Here is a 24,563-nt window from a genome sequence, read left to right on the forward strand (position 1 = left end):
GACCTAGAAAATGAAGAAAAAAATTTAAATGATAATAGAAAAAAGCTTGAAGAAATAAGCCAAAGTCTTAAAGAAAATAAACTTATAGTCAATAAAACACAAAGTGAATTAAAAGACCTAGTCGCTAAAAACTCTAAGGAAGAGTTAAGATTAAACAAACTAGCAAGTGAAATTTATAACTACGAAATAGAGGAAAAATCCAAGGCCATTATTGACGAAAAAAAGGCTAAAGATGCCGAAGAAAGGCTGACTAAAATTAAAGCTATCGATGAGGACTTATCTATCCTTGAAGAAAGCAAAACAAAACTTGAAGATGAGCTTAAAGAAGGCACAAATAAGCTAAAAGATTTCCAAAACAAGGAAGAAGATTATAGTAAAAATCTCTTAGATAGAAGAAAAGAAAGCGATGACTTATCAAAGGCTAATGCCGAAAATAACATCAATCTTAAGACTTTGATTTCAGAATTCAAGCTCCAAAAGGAAAATCTCGAGAAGAATAGGGGATATTTCTATTCAATCCAAGACTTCCTAAATAAAACTAAGGATTACGGTCTAGATAATTTGTATTTAGACTCCCTTGCTAACCTTATTAGAGTTAAGGAAGGCTATGAGGATGTAATCGACAATCTAATGGGGGCAGGCCTTCAAAACATTGTAACAAGAACTAAGCTTGATACAAGAGAGTTAATTAACTTTGTAAACAAGAATAGATTGGGGAGAATCACCTTCCTTCCTATAGATTCGATAAAATCTTATAGGAAAGATAGGCCAAAAGAGGATGAGGTAATCGCTATGGCCTACGATTTGATCGAAGCAGACCCTGAACTTACAAATATAATAGATCATTTTTTGGGATCGACTGTAGTAGTAAAAGATATTGATAGCGCCGTTAGCCTTTCCAATAAGATAAGAGGCTACAGGATAATTACCTTGAATCTAGATATTATAAATAACTGGGGTTCTATGGTTGCTGGTAATGATAAAAATAGGAAGAAAAATACCAATCTTTTAAATAGAAACAAGAGACTAGAAGAGATTAAAGAAAGGATTCTTTCCTTAAGAAATAAGAAGGATTCCTATAACAAGACATATAGGGAGATTAGTGCTGATATAAATATCCTTGATGATAAGCTTAAAGAAATTACTAGCCTTATAGAAGAAGAAAGAAACTCATTGAGGGATACGGAAAACAATCTTTCTTCAGTCAATATGAGAATTGAAAATGCTATCGATAGAAAAGAGGAGCTTTCTGAAGAAAGAGACTATGATTTAGTCCTTACAGGATCCTTAGATATAGATAGTCTTAGAGAAAATCATGGAAGGCTTAAAGAAGAAATCGAAAAGATAAAAGTAACGATCGCAAATAAAGAAAGGATTCTTAGCCTTAAGGAGAAGGAAAGCATCAAGCTCGAAAACACTTCTGCAATGATTAGCCGAGATATCAATCTCATTATAAATACCATCACAGAACTTAAAAATTCCCTAAGGGATCTGGATAAGACTAATAGGATGGAGATTAAACTTAGAAGTGAAATCGACGAGTCTCTAGGAGAAATCCATAGGGAAGATCAAAATCTTAAAAAATCAATAGATTTTTCTAAGAAAAAAATAAGCGAAGAAGAAGAAAAACTTAAGACCTTATCAGATAATAAAAGTAAGATGGAAGAAGAAAACTCCAATATGCTTGATAGGGAAAAGAGAGTCGATGAGAAAATAAAAGAGTTAAATATAGAGAAGGTAAAAAGTGATTACGCACTTTCTAATGCGATAAGCAAATACGATTCTATTATTGACGAGATCAGTCCTTTTATTAGTCAAAGTCTAGATGAGATGGATAAGAAATATAGGGACTTAAGCTTTGATAAAGTTAGCAAAAAGTCATTAGTCGACCTTCAAAGAAAGATAAATACAATTGGATTTTTCAATGAAAACTCGCTAGAGACCTATAAAGAAGCCAAAGAAGAATTTGATTTCTTGGATAAGCAGATGACAGACCTTGTAAATTCCAAGTCAGATATAGAAACCATGATTAAAAGGCTTGAAAAGGATATGAAAGAAGAATTTATCAAAAACTTCAATATAATTAATGAGAAGTTTAAGAGGATTTTTACGACCCTGTTTATCGGAGGAGATGCAAAGCTAGTTTTAGATAGTGACGATAGCTTAAGTGCAGGTATTGAGATAGAAGCTCGTCCTCCATCTAAGTCAGCTAAGTCGATTTCACTTTTATCAGGTGGGGAGAAGGCACTTACAGCAGTTGCCTTACTCTTTGCAATCTTTGAGACTAACCCTGCTCCATTTGCGATCCTAGATGAGATAGACGCTGCCCTAGATGAGACAAATATCAAAAGATATATAGACTACCTAACAAGTCTATCAGATAAGACCCAGTTTATAATGATAACTCACAGGCAGACAACAATGCAACTTGCAGAGAGAATCCATGGGGTCACCATTGGAGATGATGGCAAAAGTCAGGTATATTCTATAGACTTTGCAAATAATTGAAAATAAGCCTTACAAAAGTACAATAATGTAGATAAGGAGGAAGTATGGCAATTAGAAATATAAGAAAAGAAGGGGATACTATTTTAAGGAAAACTTCCAAAGTAGTCCCTGAAATTACTGATAGAATTAAAGTTTTACTAGACGACATGGCTGATACTATGTATGAAGCTGATGGAGTCGGACTTGCTGCTCCTCAAGTTGGAATTTTAAAAAGAATAATAGTGGTAGATCCACATGATGATACTACAGGCCTAGTTAAGCTTGTAAATCCAGAAATTGTAGAATCAGACGGAGAGCAGATTGGTATTGAAGGTTGTCTTTCTATACCTAATTTTAATGCGACTGTCAAAAGACCGGAACATCTAAAAGTAAGATATTTAGACGAAGAAGGAAACGAGAAAATCTGGGACGCTCATGGTTTTCCAGCAGAAATCTTATCTCACGAAATAGACCATCTCGATGGAATTTTATTTAGAGATAAGGCGATTGAAGAGGTTAAATTCGATACAGAAAATGATTAATATATGTTTTATGGGCAATCCAAAGTTTGCGGTGCGAGCTTTGGATGTTCTTTATAATGATGAAAATATAGACGTCAAACTTGTTGTAAGCTCTCCCGATAAGAAGAGAAATAGGAGAAAAGTTACACCAACAGAGATTAAAAAATATGCTCAGGATAAGGGGATTGATGTCCAAACCCCAAAGACAGTAAACAGCTCCGAATTTGTTGAAGAGCTTAAGGCTTTGGGAATCGACTACATTGTAGTAGTAGCCTTCGGTCAACTTATTGGAAAAGACCTACTTGAAGCCTATGAGGATAGGATAATAAATCTACATCCATCAATACTACCTGCCTATAGAGGAGCAAGTCCTATGCAGTTTTCTCTATTAAATGGAGATAAGCTAACTGCAGCTACAACTATGCTTATAGAAAAGGAGATGGATTCTGGTGATATACTTATCCAAGAAGAAGTTCCAATAGAAGAAAGTGATGATTACACAAGTCTTGAAGAGAAATTAAGCGAGATTGGAGCTAAAAAAATCAGAGAAACTATCCTAAACTTTGATGAAATCTACAAGAATAGACAAAAACAAGACGATAGCAAGGCGACTTTCTGTACAAAAATTACAAAGGATATGGGAAGAATTGATTGGAATAAATCTTCTTCAGAAATTATTAATAAAATAAGGGCCTTTGTAGAATATCCAGTTGCCTTTTTCTCTTATGAGGGAGCCAATGTGAAAATCTACAAGGCAGAAATCGCAACAGGCTATGAAGGAAAACCGGGTTTTGTCTATCAGGCAAATCCTAAGGAAAAGATTATAATAGGAACAAAAGATGGGGCTATTAGGATAGAGAAAATTCAATTTCCAGGAAAGAAGGCCATGGATACTAAATCCTTCCTCATGGGTAATTCTTTTGAAGAGAAAATTACTTTAGTCAATGAATGATTTAGAACTAATATTAAACTCGCTTGTAAGGATAATCTACGAGGATAAGAAGAGTAACGAAGAGATAAATTATTTAGAAAAGAGAGTCGATAATCTCCCATACGCTACCAAAGTTATTTATGGAGTCCTGGAAAATAAAATCTATATAGATTATATGATAGGAAAATTATCTAAGATAAGACTTAAGAAAATCCACAAAAACGTCCTTACCATTCTAGAAATCGGAATCTACAATATACATTTTCTAGAAACTAAGGATTATGCCACAGTAGATAAGCTAGTTGAACTTACAAAGAGAAAGAATAAGAGATCATCTGGCTTTGTAAATGCTATCTTAAGAAATTTCATAAGAGAAGAGAAGGAAATAGCAAAGATAAAGATAAGCGATGATATAAAGTCACTTTCTGTGAGATACTCTATGCCAGAAGATATCACTAGATATATATTTGATAACTACGGCATGGATTATACAAAGGCCTTCCTTAGATATAGTAATAATGAGGCGGTACTTTCTATCAGGATTAATAGATTAAAGACTGATAAGGAAAGTTTAATTAAAAAGCTAAAAGCTAACGGATTTGAAATAGAAGTGTCAAAGATAAGTGAAAATGCTCTTTTGGTAAAGAATCCTTCAGGCCTTGTAGCCACTAGTGAGTTTAAAGAGGGGCTTTTTACTATTCAACAAGAAGCCAGCATGAAGACGATTGAGGTTCTTGATCCTAAGAAGGATTCAAAAATCCTAGACCTATGTGCAGCACCTGGTACAAAGACCAGCTACCTTGCTGAATATACCAGAAATTCTGGTAAAATAATAGCGAATGACATCTCTAAGAATAAGCTAAGTCTTATAAGAGAAAACATCGAAAGATTAGGCCTTACAAATATTGAGCTTACGAGCTTTGATGCAAGTGTGTACAGATCTGACTTTGAGGAAGAGTTCGACTATGTCTTAGTTGATGCTCCTTGCTCTGGTCTTGGAGTTATGGCAAGAAAACCTGAGATTAGATATAACAGGACAATCGATGATATCAAAAATCTAGCCCAGCTTCAAAGACAAATTCTAGCCGCAGCGATTAGATATCTTAAGCCTAACGGCACTCTAGTCTACTCGACTTGTACCCTGGGTAAGATTGAAAACCTTGATAATTTTAAGTTCTTAAAAGCAGATGAAAGGCTTACTCCTTTAGAGATTGATGGCAAGAAATACCTAGAATTTGTAAGTTTTGAAGATAAAACAGACGGATTTTTTATAAGTAAGTTTAAGAAGAATGATTATGAAAGATAAACTAAATGACAAATCCATAAAAGAATTGGAAGAAATTTTCATTAAAGAAGGCTATCAAAAATTTAGGGCCAAGCAAGTTTATAGGCAAATTCACATAAACAAGGTCAAAGACTTTACACAAATGAGTGATCTTTCTAAGGATATGAGAAAGAATTTATCAGCAAAATACGACTTCCCTCAGATGAAAGTAGAAAGAGAATTTGTATCAGAGCTTGATAGTACGAAAAAATATCTATTTTCTTTAGAAGATGGAAATATCATAGAAGCGGTCTTTATGGATTATGATAAGAGAAAAACTATTTGTATATCTTCACAAGTAGGTTGCAGGATGGGGTGTAAGTTCTGTGCTTCAACCAAAAACGGTCTTGAAAGAGACTTAAGTGCAGCAGAGCTTATAGAAGAAGTTTATACTCTAGAAAGAATTAATGGAGAAATTAATAACATTGTAATAATGGGTATAGGTGAGCCTTTAGATAATTATGAAAATATTAGAAAATTCATCGAAATTATTACCGACGTAAAGGGAAGAAACCTTTCCCATAGGTCAATCACCCTTTCAACTTCTGGTATAAGCCCAATGATTAGAAAACTTGCTGACAGCGGACTTGATGTAAATCTTGCAGTCTCCCTACATTATGCGGATGATGAAAAAAGACGTAAATTTATGCCAATTGCTAACAAATACAGCATTGAAAGTCTAATGGAGGCGACAGATTATTATCTGGATAGGACAAAAAGAAGGATAAGCTTTGAGTATGTAGTAATAGATGGGGTTAATAATCTCGATAGTGACGTATCCAATCTAACTAGCCTACTTAAGGGCAAAAACGTTCATATCAATTTGATCCCCCTAAATCCAATCGAAGAGTTTTCTTATGATAGGCCAAAGTCAACTGCTCTAAGAGACTTTAGAGACAAGCTTTTAAAGAGAAAATTAAATGCAACCATAAGAAAGTCGATGGGCTCAGATATCGATGCATCTTGTGGCCAGCTTAGAAATAATTATGCGAGGTGAGTATGAAATTTAGTACAATATCAAATATTGGAAAAATAAGGCAGGAAAACGAAGATGCCTATGCAAATACGACCATTGGCTATTTGGATTTTTTTATAGTTGCCGATGGGATGGGAGGCCATAGTAGGGGAGAAGTCGCTAGCAAGCTTGCAAGTAAGTCTTATATAGACTTTATAGAAAATGCAAACTTAGATGACTACACTTCTTATGTCGACCTTCAGGAAGAAGCAATAAAGTACGCCAACAGCAAGATCTATAACTTGTCAGACGATAGCGAAGATCTTAGGATGGGTACGACTGTAGTTTGCTTGCTAGTTGATAGAAAAAATGCTACTTATTACATATCTCATGTGGGAGATTCTAGGATTTATATCTATCAAGACAAAAAACTTAGAGTGAAAACTAGAGATCACTCTCTGATAAATGACCTAATAGATACAGGTTCTCTAACAGAAGATGAGGCCGAAAACTTTATCAACAAGTCTGCCATCACAAAGGCTGTCGGTACAGAAGAAGCGATAGAACCAGAAAGTCAGACCTTCTCCATGAAAGAGGGAGATGTAGTTTTGATGTTTACAGACGGCTTATCTAACGAGCTTACAGATGAAGAGATAACAAAAGTAGTCAACGAATCTTATGAGGCATATGATATTTCATCTAGACTTGTTGAACTAGCACTTAGTAAGGGTGGTCGCGATAATATAACAGTGACTACGATTTTGATATAAGAGGTAATATGGAAAAGATAATTTTGGACAATAGGTACGAGATTATAGAGCAGATAGGCGTAGGAGGAATGGCCAAGGTCTACAAGGCCAAGGATAGGCTTTTAGATAGATTTGTTGCCATTAAGGTGCTTAAGGAACAATATGCGGAAGATGAGGAGTTTCTAAAGAAATTCAACAATGAAGCTCAATCAGCTGCGAAATTAAATCATGTCAATATAGTAAATGTCTACGATATAGGAGAAGACCTCCTAGAAGGAAAAAAGATTTACTATATAGTTATGGAGTATGTTGAAGGGCAAACACTGAAAGATCTAATAGATGAAGAGGGAAAGCTTTCTAATCACGATATTATAGATTATTCTGTTCAGATTGCTCAAGCCTTAAAATCAGCCCACGCATCAGGAATTATACACAGAGATATCAAGCCACAAAATATTCTTATAGATAAGTTTGGCCTTGCCAAGGTAACAGATTTTGGTATAGCTAGAGTCTCATCAAATGCGACCATAACTTACACATCATCAATTCTAGGAACAGTTCATTATATATCACCGGAGCAAGCCAAAGGCAAAATAGTTGATGAAAAAAGTGACTTGTATTCCCTAGGAGCCGTGATGTATGAGATGGCAACCGGTAGGGTACCATTTGATGCTGACAATTCCGTAGGAATTGCTGTGATGCATATTCAAGATAAGGCAAGGCCTGCCAAGGAATTAAACTCTGATCTTTCTGATCATCTAAATTTCATTATTATGAAGCTTCTTGAAAAGGAGCCAGGAAATAGATTCCTAAATGCGACAGAGCTTATAGATAGTCTTGAAAATCAAAATTCCGTGAATACTCAAGCCCTAGAAGAGACAGCGAGAATTCCAATAGTTGTCCCAAATAAGGGAAAGAAAAAGACAAAGAAGGAAGAGTCAGCAAAGTCTGAAGAAGCTGTTTATGTTTCTCCTACAGATGATAAGCCTGAAGAAAAGGAGAAAACTAAATCACTTAAGATTTGGCCACTGGCCCTACTCGCACTAATTTTGGTTGGGGCAGTGTATTACTTCATGTCAAGGCCAAAGGATGATATCCTTGAAGTTCCAACGGTTATAAACTTAAGTCAAGAAATGGCAGTTAAGGAGCTTGAAAAGAGAGGGCTTAAGGCAAATATTTCAAGAACTGAAGAAAGCGACGATTATGACAAGGGCAAGGTCATGAAGCAAGATCCTGAAGCAAATACAGAAGTTAAAAAGTCAACTACGGTAAATCTTGTAATTAGTGCTGGAAGAGAAGTAAGCGTGCCAGATCTTTCTGGATTAAGTCTTACAGAGGCAGAAGAAAAACTTAAAGAGCTGGGTCTAAGCATAGGAAGGACAAGCACACAATATAGCGAAGAAGTCGAAAAAGACCTAATAATAGATCAAAATCCGAGATCTGCTACAAATCTTCAAGCAGGAAGCAAGGTTGACCTTGTTATTAGTGCAGGACCTGAGGAAAAAATTGAAAATATTGAAGTTCCAAGCCTTATAGGGATGAGTGAAGAACAAGCAGAAAGTATAATTAGTCAGTACGGACTTATCCTTAGAAATATTGACTACAGGGAAAGTGAAGATGTTGAAAAGGGCAACGTTATAAGCCAATCAATATCAGAAGGGACCCAAGTAGCACCACAATCTCAAATAGACCTAGTAGTTTCTACTGGTAAGAAGGAGAAAGAAAAGGAAAAGGATAAGGATAGGGATAAGGATAAGGAAAAAGAAGAAGATAAGACAGGTCAGGCTAAAAACGTAGATTTAAGACTTAATATAAACAATGGTAAAGACAAATTCAATGTCAAAATATATAGGCTAGATGATAACGATAAGAGAAGTGACATCTTATATGATCAAAATCAAACTAGCAAGGATTTAGATGAAAATCAAGTCCTACAGTTAAACTTCCAAGCAATACAAAATACTAAGTTTGAAGTCTTGGTTGATGATGAATCTTACGGAGTGTATACAGTAAATTGAAACAAGGAAAGATTATCAAAGCTCAAAAAGAATTATATTATGTAGACTGTAATGGGAAAATCCTCATGGCCAAGGCTAGGGGGAATTTCAGAGTAAAAAAGATTAAGCCTTTGGTAGGCGATAATGTATTAATTGACGATCTAGAAGATCGTAAGGCCTATATTACAGAAATTCTTCCAAGAAAGAACGAAATCAAGAGACCAAATATTTCTAACATAGACCAGATTTTACTATTTGCGACAATCAAGGACCCAAATCTTAATCTATACAATCTCGATAAATACCTCGCCATGTGTGAATACAAGGATATGGATGTAGTGATAGTTTTATCGAAGATTGACTTGTGTGATGAAAATGAAGTAGAAGACTTTGAAAATATTTATGAAAAAATAGGATATAGGATTATAAGTCTTGATAATTTCGACAATTTCCCTAAAGAAAAAATACTTGATATCTTAAAGGATAAGACATCTGCTGTATCAGGAGCAAGCGGAGTGGGCAAGTCGACCTTCCTAAATAATCTAATCGATATTGAAGTAGAGACCGGCTCAATTTCTAAAAAAAGTAAGAGAGGAAAAAATACAACCCGCCATACAGAAATATTTAAAATAGGGGATGCTAGTTTCCTCTTCGATACTCCTGGCTTTGATTCATTTGATATTGACTTTATAGAAGATGAGAAAGAATTAAAGTATTTGTTTAGAGAATTTGGGGATAAGAAATGTAAGTTTAAGGATTGTAATCATATCAATGAACCAGCCTGTGCTGTAAAGAAGTCTCTAGCAGATGGACTTATTTCTAAGAGTAGATACGATAATTACCTCATGCTTTATGAGGAAGTTAAAAAAAGGAGAGAAAACAAATGGTAGAATTAGCACCTTCAATACTTTCATGTGACTTTTCAAGACTACAAGAAAATCTTGATGATACTAAAAATACGAGACTTAAAATGCTTCATATAGACGTGATGGATGGTATTTTCGTGCCTAATATCTCCTTTGGCTTCAAGGTAATAGAGGATATCAGAAAGAGAAATGATTATTTCTTTGATACTCACCTTATGATAGAAAGACCTGAAAGATATGTAGAAAGGTTCGCTAAGGCAGGTTCCGATAGGATAACTTTTCATATAGAAGCTACCGATGATCCAAACGAGCTAATCCGCCTCATAAAGTCTTTTGGAATAGAAGCAGGTATTACTCTAAAACCAGCAACCGATCCAAGAAAGATTTTACCTTTATTAAAAGATTTGGATTGTGTCCTTGTAATGAGTGTCGAGCCAGGATTTGGCGGGCAAAGTTTTATGGAAGATAGCCTCGATAAGGTAAAGATCTTTAGAGAATATATTGATAAAAACAAGCTTAATACCAAGATTGAAATCGACGGCGGCATCAAAACAACTAATGTAAGCAGGGTGATAGAAGCAGGCTGTGACGAGATAGTGTCAGGTTCCGATATATTTGCGAAAGATAATATAAAAAATCAAATCAACACTTACTATGAGATCTTTGAAGATATAGAAAATATTTAGGTAAAAGCTTAGCTTATTATTTGACTTAATAATGAGTTAAGCTTTTTTTATTGGGTATAAGTTTAATGATAACGTTAATTTAAAAGGAGGCTTTAATGGCTAAAAAAGATGATAAAAATAAACATGAATTTAAGAAGGCTCCCCTTATTCCCGATGGTGAGAAAAAGCCTAAAAAGGTAGCTGATAACGCTAAACAAAAAGATTTAAAGAAGGATAAGGTAGATAATAAGAATAAGGCATTTACCACAAATAAGGGCCTTAAGATGGCTGAAGATGAATTCTCCTTAAAGGCAGGTGTGAGAGGACCAAGCCTACTCGAAGACTTCCATCTTAGAGAAAAAATCATGCACTTTGACCATGAAAGGATTCCTGAAAGAATCGTTCATGCGCGTGGTGTTGGTGCTCACGGTATTTTTAAGTGTACAAAGGATATGAGCAAGTATACAAAGGCTTCCCTATTTACAGAAGTAGGTAAGGAAACTCCTTTATTTACAAGAATTTCTACAGTGGCAGGATTTAGAGGATCTACCGATACTCCTCGTGACGTTCGTGGTTTTGCTCTTAAATTTTATACAGAAGAAGGAAACTACGACATAGCGGGAAACAATATTCCAGTATTTATCATTCAAGATGCGATTAAGTTTCCTGATTTCGTCCATGCAGTAAAACCTGAACCAGATACAGAAGTTCCTCAAGCTCAATCTGCCCATGATACCTTTTGGGATTTTGTTACAAGAAATCAAGAGTCAGCCCATATGACCATGTGGCAAATGAGTGATAGGGCTATACCAAGATCACTAAGAATGGTAGATGGTTTTGGAGTCCATACCTTTAGATTTGTAAATGCAAAAGGAAAGGGAACTTTTGTAAGATTTCAGTGGAACCCACAACTTGGGGTTCACTCAAGAGTATGGGATGAGACTTTAAAGGTTTCAGGAAATGATCCTGACAGCCAAAGAAAAGACCTCTATGAAGCAATTGATGGGGGAGATTATCCAGTTTGGGACTTCTGTGTTCAACTTTTACCAGAAGAAAAAGAATTTGACTATCCATTCGATATCCTAGACCCAACCAAGCTTTGGCCTGAAGAAGATATAGAAAAGATTAAAATCGGTGAGATTATCCTAAACAAAAACGTCGATAACTACTTTGCAGAAACTGAACAAGTTGCCTTTAACCCAGGTAATATCGTACCAGGAATTGACTTTACAAATGACCCACTCTTACAAGGAAGACTTTTCTCCTATACCGATACTCAACTACTAAGACTAGGTGGTCCAAACTTCGCTCAAATTCCAATAAATAGGCCTATATCTGAAGTCCACAACAACCAAAGGGACGGCTGGCACCAACATATGATAAATAAAGGACCAGTTGCTTACCACAAGTCAAGCATAGATGATCAATCTCCTTACTATGAAAGTGTAGAAGACGGGGGATTTGAACATTATCAAGAAAAGATTGATGGTAAGGTAATTAAGAATCGCGATGATAGTTTTAGAGACCACTTCAGTCAGGCTACAGCCTTCTATAAATCTCTAAGTGATATTGAGAGAGAACACATTATCAGTGCTTTCTCATTTGAATTATCCAAGGTCAAAAGAAGCGCAATTAGACAAAATGTTGTAGATATGTTTGCAAATGTTGATGAAGACATGGCAAAAGTGATAGCAGACAATGTAGGAGTAGACTCTCCAGATAAGGAAAGAGGGTTTGATCCAGCAGGAGTTAAACCTACAAAAGAAGCTCTTAAAGTAAGGATGCCAGAATTCTCTCAAGAAAATACAATATTTAAGCCTGATACTCTTAAGGTAGGTATATACTCTGATGATGATGATGATTTTGATTTTAAGTCATTAACTAAAAAAATAAAAGATAATAAGGCAAAGGCAGAGATTATCCAAGAAAGCCTTAAAGATACTAAAGATGGTTCAAAGGTAGAGCATAGGTATGACACAGTCCATCCAGTATTAGAAGATGCTTTGATTATAGTTGTAGCTAAAAAGCCTTCCAAAGAATTTAAGAAAAATGTCAAAGAGTTTGCCGAAGAAACATACAAACACTATAAGCCTCTATGGATTATAGGAGATCCTACTGGAATTATTGAAAAAGAGAAGCAAAAGGATCCTGGAGTAATGGTTACAGAAAATATGGATGATATAGATAAATTCATCAAAAACCTAGGCCAACAAAGATTCTGGGATAGGGACGGTTCAATATAATAAAAGTTATAAATAAAAAGGGATGGGGTTAAACCTCATCCTTTTTGAATTCTAAATATTTTATCGGAAATAAAAAAAACATTTTGCAATTATGCTTTTTCTACTTTACCGCTTTTTAGACATTTTGTGCATACATTAATTGTTTTAGGTGTTCCATCAACAAAAGCTTTTATTTTATGAACATTTGCCTTAAATTTTCTATTGATTTGTCTGTGAGAGAAAGTTACATTCTTACCTGATTGTGTTCCCTTACCGCAGATATCACATGTTCTTGCCATTCTTACACCTCCTAGCTTTTATTTATCTTTATTATTCTACCAAATTCTAAGACAAATTACAAATTTTTCTTATATTTTTCTCAAAAAAGATAGTCAAATTCCTTCAATAGTTATTGGACTCGCTTTATGGTATAGTCTTTGTAGTATTAAAAGAGATTTAAATGAATCGCAGGAGGTAATATGGATTTTGAATCTATATACAAAAATGAGGATATAGGCGAAGTTTTATTCGACCAATCTTTAAGAGACTACACTACTTTTGGCATAGGTGGGAAAGCCGATGTCATGATCAAACCAAACACAGAAAAACAACTACAAAACCTACTAAAGACAAACCATAGGGAAAATATTAAGACAACAGTGATAGGAAGAGGATCGAACCTTCTAATCAGTGATAAGGGCATTAGGGGATGTGTCATAGTTTTAGCAGATAATTTCGACGAGATCGAAAGAGATGGAGATATCTTAACAGCTCTAGCAGGAACAAGCTTAAATGAGCTTGCCTTATTTGCTATCGAAAGAAGCCTAGAAGGTATGGAAGAGATATCTGGCATACCGGGCTCAGTCGGAGGAGCAGTAGCTATGAATGCAGGAGCCTATGGCGGAGAGATAAAGGATATATGTGTAAATGTCAAAGCATTTGACTTTGCGGGCAAAGAGTATAACTTTACCAACAGCCAAATGAATTTTTCCTACAGACATTCCAAAATTTTTGAAGATGATCTTATAGTGTCTTCTGCAAGCTTTAAATTGAAAGCAGGAGATAAAGAAAATATAGAAGCAAGATACGAAGACTTCACCGATAGAAGAACTACAAAGCAACCACTAGATAGAAAATCAGCAGGTTCGACCTTCAAAAGACCAACTGGATCTTATGCATCAAAGCTAATAGACGAATGTGGTCTTAGGGGTTATAGGAGAGGTGAATGCCAAGTTAGCGAGAAGCATTGTGGTTTTATAATCAATGTAGATCATGCTACATGCGAGGATATGCTTTCCTTTATAGAAGAAGTTTCTAAGATAGTAAATGAAAAGACAGGATTTGTATTAGAAAGAGAAGTTAAACTAATCGGAGACTTTTAATGATACTTAAAATTATCACAGGCCTAAGTGGTTCAGGTAAGACTACAGCCCTTCGTGCCTTTGAGGACATGGGATATTACGCTATGGACAATGTCCCAGGATATTTGATAGAAAAATTCATAGAGCTTAACGCAAATCAGGAAAAACCTATTGAAAAAATGGCAGTGGTAATAGATTTTAGATCTTATGCAGTAGACGATGATCTTTACGATTCGCTCCTTAGGCTTAAGAAAGCCAATATAGATACAGAAATTATCTATATATATTCCTCTGATGAGGTGATTTTCAAAAGATATAACGAATTAAGACGTCCTCATCCTATGGGTGAGTACGGAAATGTAAGCGAAGGAATCGAGAAAGAAAAGGATATGCTTAAGCCTATCAGAAAGATTGCAGATAGGTTTATCGATACAAGCAATTATAAGATTGCTGAGCTTAAGAGGGTAATTGAGGATTCTGCCCTAAAAAAGGATAAAATCATAATAAATCTCATATCGTTTGGCTTTAAATATGGACTTAGTGATAATTTTGAATTTGTATTTGATATGAGGTTCTTGCCCAATCCTTATTATATAAAAGATCTTAAAGGGATGAATGGTACTTGTAAGGCCCTACAAGATTATTTAGATGCCTTTGAAATCTCCAAGAAATTTGAAGATGATTTATATGAAATGATAAAAAGCCTAGTGCCAGAATTCTTAAATCAAGGCAAGGATATCATAAATATAGCCATAGGATGTACAGGCGGCCAACATAGGTCAGTATATATGGTAGAAAAGCTATATGAGAGAATGAAAGACGACGATTATATATTAGTTAAGAAACATAGAGAGAAGGATAGATGGTAAAAAAATACATGAAAAGATATCCCCTAAAGAATGTCCAGAACGCAAGAGACTTAGGTGGAGTACCAACACTTAATGGCAAGGTGACAAACTGGGGGAAATTTATTAGAACAGCGACTCTAGATGATGCGAAAGATGATGATATTAACTACCTTAAAGAAATGGGAGTTACTAGAGTAGTTGACTTAAGGCGTGAAGGCGAGATTGAGCCCCACAAGGAAAAAATTTTAAAAATCAAGGAAAATTTCGACTATTACAATGTCTCTCTTGCAGGAGACAGGGAGTTTAGAAAAGAAGATATAGACAAAATTGTTAACAAAGAAATATCAGTAGGCGCAAGTTATAGGAATCTTATTGATAACTATAAGGCAGTCAAAGAGATTATGGAAATATTCGCAGATAATGATGGCATAAGCCTATTTCACTGCCAAGAAGGTAAGGATAGGACAGGTATTATTTCTATGATTCTTATGGGTATTTCTAATGTTTCAAGGTCTGATATTATAGCAGATTATGAAGTAAGCTCGGCCCATCTTGGTTATATCGAAAGATATGACGAGGATGATCCTTTTTCTGTATTTAGGATTACTAGTCCTTACAATATGAAAGAAGCTTATGACTACATTCTAAGAAAATACAAGACTTTTGACGATTATCTTCTCTATGCAAAGGTCGATAGTGAAACAATAGAAAAAGTGAGGGAAAAAATAGCTGGATAGCTAGGGTGATATATGTCTTTTTCAAAAAGATGTAAGAAAGAAGTACTAAAAAAAGAGCCGATATCAAAGATGGGTGAACTTCTATCGATAATTCATTTTATTGGTTCAATTAGAATAAATATGGGTGGATATATGATCAAGTTTGAAACTGATTCTAACTCATATGCCAGATATATTTATAATTTGATCAAAGACTTGTATGGTTATTCTTCAACCTTTGAGATATTTGACAAGTCCTATAAGGATAGGGATAGAATTTTTACTGTTCTTGTCGAAGATAATGAAATATCTGAGGATTTGATTAACAAAAACTCCCAAGGTTTTATAGATAACTTTATTGATATCGAAGATGTTTCCCTCGATGATATCAAGTCTTTTCTTAAGATTGCCTTTATTTATAAAGGCTCTATTAACGACCCTCAAAGAGGTTATAATCTTGAGATTATAGCTCGCGAGAAAAACGAGCTTAGACTTATCAAAGATTCCATGGATACCTTTGACTTAAATGCTAAAATTAATGATAGGGGAGATTATTATATAGTCTATATCAAAGATTCCGATAAGATAAGCGACTTTCTTGCTATAATTGGAGCAAATAAGTCTTTATTTGAGCTCGAGAATGTAAGGGCTATGAAGTCCATAAGAAATGATATAAATAGACAGACTAATTTCGATAAGGCCAATATAGACAGGACTGTCAAGGCTTCCTTAAGGCAAGTAGATGCAATAAAAGCTGTAATTAATAGCGAAAAGTATCATAAATTATCAGCAGACATGAAGGAAATTGCAAATATCAGAATCGATAATCCCTATATTTCCATAGAAGAAATTGGTCAGATGATGGATCCTGTGATGAGTAAGGCCAAGGTTAATTATAGATTACAGAAGTTTATAAAGCTTGCTGAAGATATGTAGAGGAGGATAAATGGAAGGAAAATTTACACACTTACACGTTCATACAGAATATTCCTTACTTGATGGCTTTTCAAGAATTGATTTGCTCCTCGATAGGGCCAAAGAGCTCGGAATGGATTCTATTGCTATAACAGACCATGGTCAGATGTATGGAGTTATAGAATTCTATAAGCAAGCCAAAAAGCTTGGGATAAAACCCATAATAGGCTGTGAAGTATATGTAAGTGAAAATGACCATACCATAAAAGAAGCTTCAAATAGGAGATATTATCACTTGATTCTTCTAGCAAAGAATATTGAAGGTTATAAGAATCTTATTAAGATCGTATCGGAAGCCTATGTAAATGGTTTTTACTACAAGCCAAGGGTTTCTTTTGATTTTATTAAAAAACACAGTGATAATATTATAGCCTTGTCTGCTTGTCTTAATGGTGAAGTTAGTCAAAGACTTATAGAAAATGACTATGAAAGTGCTAAAGAAACAGCTAAAAGATACGAAGAGGCCTTCGGTAGGGGAAATTTCTACCTAGAGCTTCAAAATCACGGGTTAAAAGAGCAAAATATAGTAAATAGGGGACTTGTGAAAATCCACGAAGAAGAAGATATTCCCCTAGTTGCTACAAATGATATCCACTACATAAATAAAGAAGATGCCTATTACCAGGACGTTCTTTTGTGCATTCAAACAGGAAAGCTTGTAAAGGACGAAGATAGAATGAAGATGCCAGCAAGTGAGTTTTACCTTAAATCTTATGATGAGATGAAGGAGATTTTTGGAGCCTTTGAAGGAGCTATCGAAAACACTCAAGAAATTGCTGACCAATGTAATGTTGAATTTACCTTTCACGAACCCCACCTCCCATATTTTACCAAGGTTGAGGAAGGCCTAACTGACTTAGAATATCTAAAAAAATTAGTAGATCAAGGACTTATCAAAAAATATGGAAGTATAACTGAAAAGATTAGATCAAGGGCAGATAAGGAAATAAAGGTAATCGCTGATATGGGCTATGTGGACTATTTCCTTATAGTATGGGATTTTGTAAGATATGCTAGGGAAAATGACATAGCTGTAGGTCCAGGGAGAGGGTCTGCAGCCGGCTCTATTGTATCTTATGCTCTAGATATTACCCAGATTGACCCCATAAAATACAAGCTAATTTTTGAAAGATTCCTAAATCCCGAAAGAGTATCCATGCCTGATATAGATATAGACTTTGACTATGTCCTCCGTGATAAGGTAGTAGAATATGTAAATGAGTTATACGGGAGAGATCACGTATCCCAAATCGTTACCTTTGGTAGGATGCAGGCAAGAAATGCTGTAAGAGATGTGGGAAGGGTCCTAGACATTTCTTATGCAAAAGTAGATAAGATTGCCAAGCTAATCCCGCAAGCCATAGGCATGACGATTGATAAGGCCTTTGACTCTTCGGCTAAGTTTAAGGAAATATATGAAAGTGATGTCGAAGCGAAAAGACTAATTGACACTGCAAGGAAGGTCGAAGGTCTACCAAGACATACCTCAATTCACGCTGCAGGAGTAGTGATTTCCAAGGAAGTCCTTACTGATATAATTCCACTAGCCCTATCCAACGACTTGGTCGTTACCCAATACGACATGACTGAAATTGAGGAACTAGGCCTACTTAAGATGGACTTTTTGGGACTCAGAAATTTAACGGTTATCAAAAACACTATCAAGGACGTCAAGAAGAATAGGGGAGTCGATGTAGACCTAGCTAAAATTAACGTAAATGATAAAAATGTTATAGATCAATTCAATAAGGCCAAGACAATAGGTATTTTTCAGTTTGAGTCGGCAGGTATGAGAAACTTTCTGAAGAATCTAAAACCAACAGTCTTCGATGATTTGATAGCAGCAAACTCCCTATTTAGACCAGGGCCAATGGATGAGATTCCCAAATACATCCATAACAAGAATAACCCGGCGGATGTGTCTTTTATAGATCCGGCCCTCAAGCCAATTTTAGATGTAACATACGGCATTATAGTCTATCAGGAGCAAGTAATGCAGATTGTTCAGAAACTTGCAGGTTACTCCTTGGGAGAAGCGGATAATCTAAGACGAGCCATGTCCAAGAAGAAGATGGCAGTTATGGAAGAAAATAGGGAAATATTCATCAATGGAAAAACCGATTCTGATGGTAATATAATAATTCCAGGCTGTGTCAGAAATGGAGTTGATGAACTATCAGCAAATCAAATATATGATGAAATGATTTCCTTTGCCAAATATGCCTTTAACAAGTCACACTCGGCTGCTTATTCTCTAGTAGCTGTACAGACTGCTTATCTAAAATACTATTATCCAGAAGAGTACATGGCAAATCTTATCTCTTCTGTGATGGACCAATCGTCAAAGCTATATCTTTATGTAAATGAAACGAAGGCCCTCGGTATAGAAGTCCTTCCACCAGATGTGAATAAGAGCTTTGCTGAGTTTAGTGTAGAAGAAGGAAAGATTATCTTTGGTTTATCAGGAATCAAAAATGTAGGAAGTAATCTAATTGATTCTATTGTAAAGGCTAGGAAAAAGGATGGGAAGTTCTCAAACTTCAAGGATTTCCTCCAAAGAGTTGACGAGATAGACTCAAGATCTCTTAATAAGAAGGGGGTTGAATCACTTATCAAGGCAGGAGCCTTCGATAGCTTAAAATACACCAGGTCTTCTCTTATGGCGATTTATGAAAAGGCTATATCTGCAGTATCTGATAATAGGAAAATCAATGTCAAAGGCCAACTTAATTTACTAGATGGCCTAGCTGATAAACCTAAAGAGGATGTTAGAATTCAAGAGATAAATGAATTTCCTAAAAAGACTAAGCTAAAGCTAGAAAAAGAAGTCTTAGGCTTTTACATTTCTGATCACCCCTTATCAGACTTGGGGGAAAGGCTTCATGACTTCGTTAACTTCACAACAGGTTATAAAGACCATCTAGATGATACCAGGATTCATTTACTCGATAATAAATTCGTATCGATGGCTGGAGTTATTACAAATAAATCAGAAATAATGACAAAGAAAAGACAATTGATGTGCTTTGCTACACTTGAAGATATGCAAGGGGCAATGGAGATTGTGATATTTCCAGAAACTTATAGGAAATATAGGAATGTAATAGATGAAGATAGTGCCGTAATAGTTAAGGGAAATCTTCAAGTAGATGAAAGAGATATAAAATTATTAACGAACGAGTTTGTCGACATAGAGAAATTAAATTTAAAAACTTTATACTTAAAATCTGAATACTTAGAGTATAATAAAGTTAGAGACATTCTAGTGCAAAATAAGGGAAATACACCCGTTGTTATATATTTTGCTGACAAAAATAAAAGTGTCAAATTAGATAAGAAATTATGGTTTGATATTAACGAAAAAAGCATTAAAGTATTAGAAGAGTTTTTAGGAAAAGAAAATGTTAAGATCACTTAAGGAGTTGTTATGAAAACTATAGGAATACTTACAAGTGGAGGAGATGCTCCAGGCATGAATTCTGCTATAAGAGCTGCGGTAAGAACAGCACTTAACAGCGGTTTACGTATCAAAGGTATAAGAAACGGTTATGACGGACTGATGCAAGGAGATATCTATGAGATGAATGTATCTTCAGTTGCAGATATAATCCATAAGGGTGGTACCATACTTGGTACTGCAAGAAGCTTAGAGTTCGAAGCACCAGAAGGACAAAAAAGAGGAGCTCAAATCCTAAACGATTATGGTATTGAAGGTCTAATCGTAATTGGAGGAGACGGATCTTTCAAGGGAGCAAAGGCCCTTTCTGATCTAGGAATCAATACAATAGGAATTCCAGGAACAATTGATAACGATATGGGCTATACCGACTTTACAATCGGATTTTTCACAGCGATTGAAACTGTAACAGATGCTATAGGCAAGCTAAGAGATACATCAAGTTCTCACGGTAGGGCTGTAGTTATAGAAGTTATGGGCCGTCACTGTGGAGACCTCGCTCTTTATTCAGGACTTGCTGGAGGAGCTGAGTCTATAATAGTACCAGAGCATAATTTCTCTATTAATGAGATAATTGATAAGATGGAACATGGTAGAAAAAGAGGTAAACTCCACCACCTAATCACACTGGCTGAAGGTGTTGGTGATCCTTATTCTTTGGCCAAAGAGCTAGAAGAAAAAACTGGAATCGAAACTAAGGTTACAATCTTAGGCCACGTTCAAAGAGGAGGCTCTCCATCTGCAGTAGACAGACTCTTAGGCTCATCAATGGGATCTCGTGCTGTTAGACTGCTTGAAGATGGAAAGACAAATCTTGCAATTGGCTATGTGGACGGAAATATTATAGAAGTTAGCATAGATGAAGCAGTGAGCAAAAAGAGCGAATTCGACGAAAGATTATACGAACTTGCAAATTCTTTATCAAGATAGGAGTAATAATGAAACCTGAAATTTTAAAAAAGACTAAGATAGTATGTACAATTGGACCAGCTAGTGAAGATCCAGCAATCCTTGAAGAACTAATCAACAATGGGATGAACGTCGCAAGACTTAACTTCTCTCACGGAACTCACGAAGAGCACTTAGCAAAGATTAAAACAATCAGAAGAATCAGAAGAAAACTAAACGTACCTGTAGCTATCATGCTAGATACAAAAGGACCAGAAATCAGAACTGGTAACTTTAATGTAGATGAAATCTACCTTAAACCTGGAGATATCTTCACCCTAACAACAAGAGACGTAGAAGGGGATCAATCAATCGTATCAGTTTCTTACGAAGGACTACCAGAAGATGTATCAGTAGGAAGCGAAATCTATATAGATGACGGACTTGTTCAACTAGAAGTAATTGAAATTAAAGATGGCACGGATGTAGTTTGTAAGGCACTAAACAACGGAATCCTTTCAGACCACAAGGGAGTTAACCTACCAGGCTCAAAGACAAACCTTCCTGCTATTACACCAAAAGACGTTGATGATATCAAATTTGGTATAGAAAATGACATTGACATCATTGCAGCATCTTTCGTTCGTAAAAAAGAAGACGTATATGATATCAGAAAAGTCCTAGAAGATCACGGTGGAGAACACATCAAGATTATTTCTAAAATCGAAAGCCAGGAAGGTGTAGATAACGTAGACGAAATCATAGAAGCAAGTGATGGAATCATGGTAGCTAGAGGAGACCTCGGTGTAGAAATTAGAACAGAGCTTATTCCACTAGTACAAAAAGAAGTAATCAGAAAGTGTAATGACGCTGCGAAACCAGTTATCACAGCTACACAAATGCTCGACTCAATGATTAGAAACCCAAGACCAACCAGAGCTGAGACAACTGACGTTGCAAATGCTATTATCGATGGAACTGACTGTGTAATGCTTTCAGGAGAAACAGCTGGTGGAAAATACCCAATAGAAGCTGTTAAAACAATGAGAAACATCTGTATCACTACAGAGCTATCAGATGACTTCTATCAAAGTATCTACGATGTTAAAATCCATTCAGCAAACACAACAACCAACTCAATAGCAAGATCAACCAAAAACATTGCAGAAGAATTAAACGCTAAGGCAATCATCTCTTGTACAGCAAGTGGTAACACCTCTAGAGTAATCTCTAAGTTCAAACCTAAGACAAATATAGTTGCTGCTACAATATCTGATAGAGTTGCTAGACAACTATCTATAGTTTGGGGAGTATATCCTATAGTTATCCAAGAAGCAACAGAAACAGATGAGTTAATAGAAAGAGCAATTGTTGGGGCACTCGCTGAAGATTACGTAGAAGAAGGAGACCTAACAGTCGTAACAGCAGGAATTCCACTAGGTGTATCTGGAACAAGTAACCTAATCAAAGTTCACGTTATTGGCGATATACTAACAAGCGGAACAGGAATCGGAAGCAAATCAGTATCAGGAAAAGTTGTAATAGGATCAACTAAAAAAGAACTCGAAGGAAAATTCGAAGAAGGTGATATCATTGTTGCGAAATTCACAGATTCCGATATCACAGAATATATAGAAAAAGCTTCAGCCGTAGTAACAGAAACTGGTGGACTAACAAGCCATACAGCAGTAGCTGCAGTTCACTTTGGAATCCCTGCAGTAGTAGGAGCTGTAAATGTTATAAACCTAGTAGAAGAAGGCGAAACAATTACAGTAGACCCAATAGGCGGAGTAATATACAAAGGAGAAACAAAAGTTATCTAATGATCATCAAAGATATTAAGATAATTGATATCCTACAAGACGGCAGAGGAGTTGGCAAGAAAGATTCAAAAGTATACTTTATAGATGGAGCAACTTTTGGAGAAACTTGCGAAATTGAAATAATAAAAGAAAAGAAAAATTTCATAGAAGCAAGAAAAGTCAAAACAACTTCTCAAAGTCCGTATTATACACAACCTCCATGTCCATATTATTATGAATGTGGGGGTTGTACTATTATGGATATAGATTATGACAGTCAAATTAAATTAAAGAAAAACCTAATCTCAAAGGCAGTCAAGAAAACTTGTGCCATAGAAATAGACAATCTAGAAATAATTATAAGCGAAAACCTCTCATATAGGAACAAAATTAGACTACAAGTAGACAAGAAGGGAAATCTTTCCTACAATAAGAAGTCTTCAAATGACCTAGTAGCCATCAAAGATTGCTTACTTGCCAATAAGCACATAAGAGAAAATTTAGGAAAAATTCAAAATCTAGTCACTACTATAGTTAAAGACCTTGGCAATATAATTAGAGAAATAAGCATAAGAAGTAATAGATCTGAAATCCTTATAAACATTTATAGCCAAGAAGAAGAGAAACTATACAAATACTTAAAAGAAAATTATAAGGACTTTACATATAATATTAATATAATAAACAAGAAGAAAATAAAAACCATAGGCAAAGACCATCTTATTTTTAAATTAAAAGATAAGTCTTTTAAAGTATCAAGAGATGACTTCTACCAAGTAAACGACTACCAAATAGAAAATCTATATGAAAATGCAAGAAACTTCCTAGAAAAGGACAAAAAGCTCCTAGACCTCTTCTGCGGATCAGGAATATCATCTATAGCCCTAAATGATGATAATATAGTTGGAATAGAAATCAACAAAAGCGCCATCAAAGACGCTAAAGAAAACGCTCGAAGAAATAATTTAGAAAACTACAAATTTATAGACAAAAATGCCAATTACATTGACCAGAAATTTATAGAAAAAGAAAAAATACAAACAGTAACGGTAGACCCACCAAGGGCAGGCCTAGACAAAGAAATAATCAAAACACTAGCAAATACAAAAATAAAAAACATAATCTACATCTCCTGCAACCCCCAAACCCTCGCAAGAGATATCAAAAGATTTATGGATAGGGGCTATGAACTTAAAGAAATAAAGGCTGTGGATATGTTTCCGCAGACTATGCACGTCGAGACTATAGTATTGATGTCAAGGAATTAAAATAATAGGCTATAAAAGTGTTGAAATCAATGGCTTTTGGGGTTTTAGAAGAAATCCTAAAAGCCATTTTTCTTTTTGGAAAACACTCTGTGAGAACATATCAACAGTAAAAATCGTAGGGGTGTGTAGACAAGATGGATATTTATAGGGAGAGTGGACAGGATAGACACTTCTTTAAAAATAACATTGTAACGATATAAGAGTCATTTATCTCAGTTAAAATCTATGCTGAATTTAATATATTAGCTTTTCAAAAACAGAAAATCCATGATATGGGATATTCGTAGCGATATTTTTCATTTGTTGCTTCAAAGTAATCATAGATTTATTATTTTCTCAGCATACATTAATTTCAGCATTAATTTTCTCGAAGTAAGTACTTGAAATTATTGGTAAGTTTATTTTCCTTCCTCCTTGTTAATTTCAATTGTCTAATACAAAATATTATTACTAGCGACAAATAGATTTAATAGCAGTTAATTATTTTAACTGATAATTCGATTAATTATTACAATAGTGAATTTATTTTAA

The 24,563-nt window shown here is 35.2% G+C and carries 19 protein-coding genes; 18 read left to right on the plus strand and 1 reads right to left on the minus strand.

Translation table 11 applies throughout. The features are described 5' to 3' along the window. The 10 genes from RCH56_RS04670 to RCH56_RS04715 all read left to right on the plus strand — a co-directional run. On the plus strand, positions 1-2,508 hold a 2,508-nt coding region (locus tag RCH56_RS04670; protein WP_306483827.1), incomplete at its 5' end, for a chromosome segregation protein SMC. A 44-nt stretch (positions 2,509-2,552) separates the two neighbouring features. Next, positions 2,553-3,029 carry a peptide deformylase gene (gene def, locus RCH56_RS04675; RefSeq protein WP_306483828.1) on the plus strand — a complete coding sequence of 159 codons (477 nt, stop codon included), beginning with the start codon at positions 2,553-2,555 and terminating at the stop codon, positions 3,027-3,029. After that, entirely contained in the window at positions 3,022-3,960 is a 939-nt protein-coding gene (gene fmt, locus RCH56_RS04680) for a methionyl-tRNA formyltransferase (RefSeq protein ID WP_306483829.1), read from the plus strand. Before def ends, fmt begins: the two co-directional genes overlap by 8 nt. Then, positions 3,953-5,245 (plus strand): 16S rRNA (cytosine(967)-C(5))-methyltransferase RsmB, encoded by a 1,293-nt coding sequence (rsmB, locus tag RCH56_RS04685; RefSeq protein WP_306483830.1) that lies wholly within the window; start codon positions 3,953-3,955, stop codon positions 5,243-5,245. The genes fmt and rsmB overlap by 8 nt, the downstream gene beginning before the upstream one ends. Further along, the gene (gene rlmN / locus RCH56_RS04690; protein ID WP_306483831.1) at positions 5,235-6,260 is read left to right on the plus strand and encodes a 23S rRNA (adenine(2503)-C(2))-methyltransferase RlmN; all 1,026 of its coding nucleotides are present in this window, start codon (positions 5,235-5,237) and stop codon (positions 6,258-6,260) included. The genes rsmB and rlmN overlap by 11 nt, the downstream gene beginning before the upstream one ends. Positions 6,261-6,262: 2 nt before the next feature. Next, the gene (locus RCH56_RS04695) at positions 6,263-6,988 is read left to right on the plus strand and encodes a Stp1/IreP family PP2C-type Ser/Thr phosphatase (protein WP_306483833.1); all 726 of its coding nucleotides are present in this window, start codon (positions 6,263-6,265) and stop codon (positions 6,986-6,988) included. 8 nt (positions 6,989-6,996) lie between these two features. Then, positions 6,997-8,985: a Stk1 family PASTA domain-containing Ser/Thr kinase gene (gene pknB, locus RCH56_RS04700; protein WP_306483834.1), complete on the plus strand. Its 1,989-nt coding sequence runs from the start codon at positions 6,997-6,999 to the stop codon at positions 8,983-8,985. Continuing rightward, positions 8,982-9,854, plus strand: a complete 873-nt coding sequence (gene rsgA, locus RCH56_RS04705; RefSeq protein WP_306483835.1) for a ribosome small subunit-dependent GTPase A — start codon at positions 8,982-8,984, stop codon at positions 9,852-9,854. The genes pknB and rsgA overlap by 4 nt, the downstream gene beginning before the upstream one ends. Continuing rightward, positions 9,848-10,516, plus strand: coding sequence for a ribulose-phosphate 3-epimerase (gene rpe, locus RCH56_RS04710; RefSeq protein ID WP_306483836.1), 669 nt, complete (start codon positions 9,848-9,850; stop codon positions 10,514-10,516). The genes rsgA and rpe overlap by 7 nt, the downstream gene beginning before the upstream one ends. A 95-nt stretch (positions 10,517-10,611) precedes the next feature. Beyond that, positions 10,612-12,738: a catalase gene (locus RCH56_RS04715; protein ID WP_306483837.1), complete on the plus strand. Its 2,127-nt coding sequence runs from the start codon at positions 10,612-10,614 to the stop codon at positions 12,736-12,738. An 89-nt stretch (positions 12,739-12,827) separates the two neighbouring features. Here RCH56_RS04715 and rpmB read toward each other — a convergent pair whose 3' ends face one another. Then, positions 12,828-13,016: a 50S ribosomal protein L28 gene (gene rpmB / locus RCH56_RS04720; protein WP_306483838.1), complete on the minus strand. Its 189-nt coding sequence runs from the start codon at positions 13,014-13,016 to the stop codon at positions 12,828-12,830. Between the two features lie 180 nt (positions 13,017-13,196). On the opposite strand from rpmB, the gene murB reads away from it, so the two are divergent. The 8 genes from murB to rlmD are packed head-to-tail and all read left to right on the plus strand — an operon-like array spanning position 13,197 to position 24,032. Then, complete coding sequence (gene murB / locus RCH56_RS04725; protein WP_306483839.1) at positions 13,197-14,099, plus strand: UDP-N-acetylmuramate dehydrogenase; 903 nt, start codon at positions 13,197-13,199, stop codon at positions 14,097-14,099. Continuing rightward, on the plus strand, positions 14,099-14,947 hold the full coding sequence (gene rapZ / locus RCH56_RS04730; RefSeq protein ID WP_306483840.1) for an RNase adapter RapZ: 849 nt from the start codon (positions 14,099-14,101) through the stop codon (positions 14,945-14,947). Before murB ends, rapZ begins: the two co-directional genes overlap by 1 nt. Continuing rightward, positions 14,941-15,663, plus strand: coding sequence for a tyrosine-protein phosphatase (locus tag RCH56_RS04735; protein ID WP_306483841.1), 723 nt, complete (start codon positions 14,941-14,943; stop codon positions 15,661-15,663). The genes rapZ and RCH56_RS04735 overlap by 7 nt, the downstream gene beginning before the upstream one ends. A 12-nt stretch (positions 15,664-15,675) precedes the next feature. Further along, complete coding sequence (gene whiA / locus RCH56_RS04740; protein ID WP_306483842.1) at positions 15,676-16,578, plus strand: DNA-binding protein WhiA; 903 nt, start codon at positions 15,676-15,678, stop codon at positions 16,576-16,578. 10 nt (positions 16,579-16,588) lie between these two features. After that, complete coding sequence (locus RCH56_RS04745; RefSeq protein WP_306483843.1) at positions 16,589-20,035, plus strand: DNA polymerase III subunit alpha; 3,447 nt, start codon at positions 16,589-16,591, stop codon at positions 20,033-20,035. 9 nt (positions 20,036-20,044) lie between these two features. Continuing rightward, positions 20,045-21,004, plus strand: a complete 960-nt coding sequence (gene pfkA, locus RCH56_RS04750; RefSeq protein WP_306483844.1) for a 6-phosphofructokinase — start codon at positions 20,045-20,047, stop codon at positions 21,002-21,004. Between the two features lie 8 nt (positions 21,005-21,012). Then, entirely contained in the window at positions 21,013-22,785 is a 1,773-nt protein-coding gene (gene pyk / locus RCH56_RS04755) for a pyruvate kinase (protein ID WP_306483845.1), read from the plus strand. Continuing rightward, the gene (rlmD, locus tag RCH56_RS04760) at positions 22,785-24,032 is read left to right on the plus strand and encodes a 23S rRNA (uracil(1939)-C(5))-methyltransferase RlmD (RefSeq protein WP_306483846.1); all 1,248 of its coding nucleotides are present in this window, start codon (positions 22,785-22,787) and stop codon (positions 24,030-24,032) included. The genes pyk and rlmD overlap by 1 nt, the downstream gene beginning before the upstream one ends. Positions 24,033-24,563 lie beyond the last annotated feature (531 nt).

Source organism: Anaerococcus sp. (genome assembly GCF_030825785.1).
Lineage (GTDB): Bacteria > Bacillota > Clostridia > Tissierellales > Peptoniphilaceae > Anaerococcus.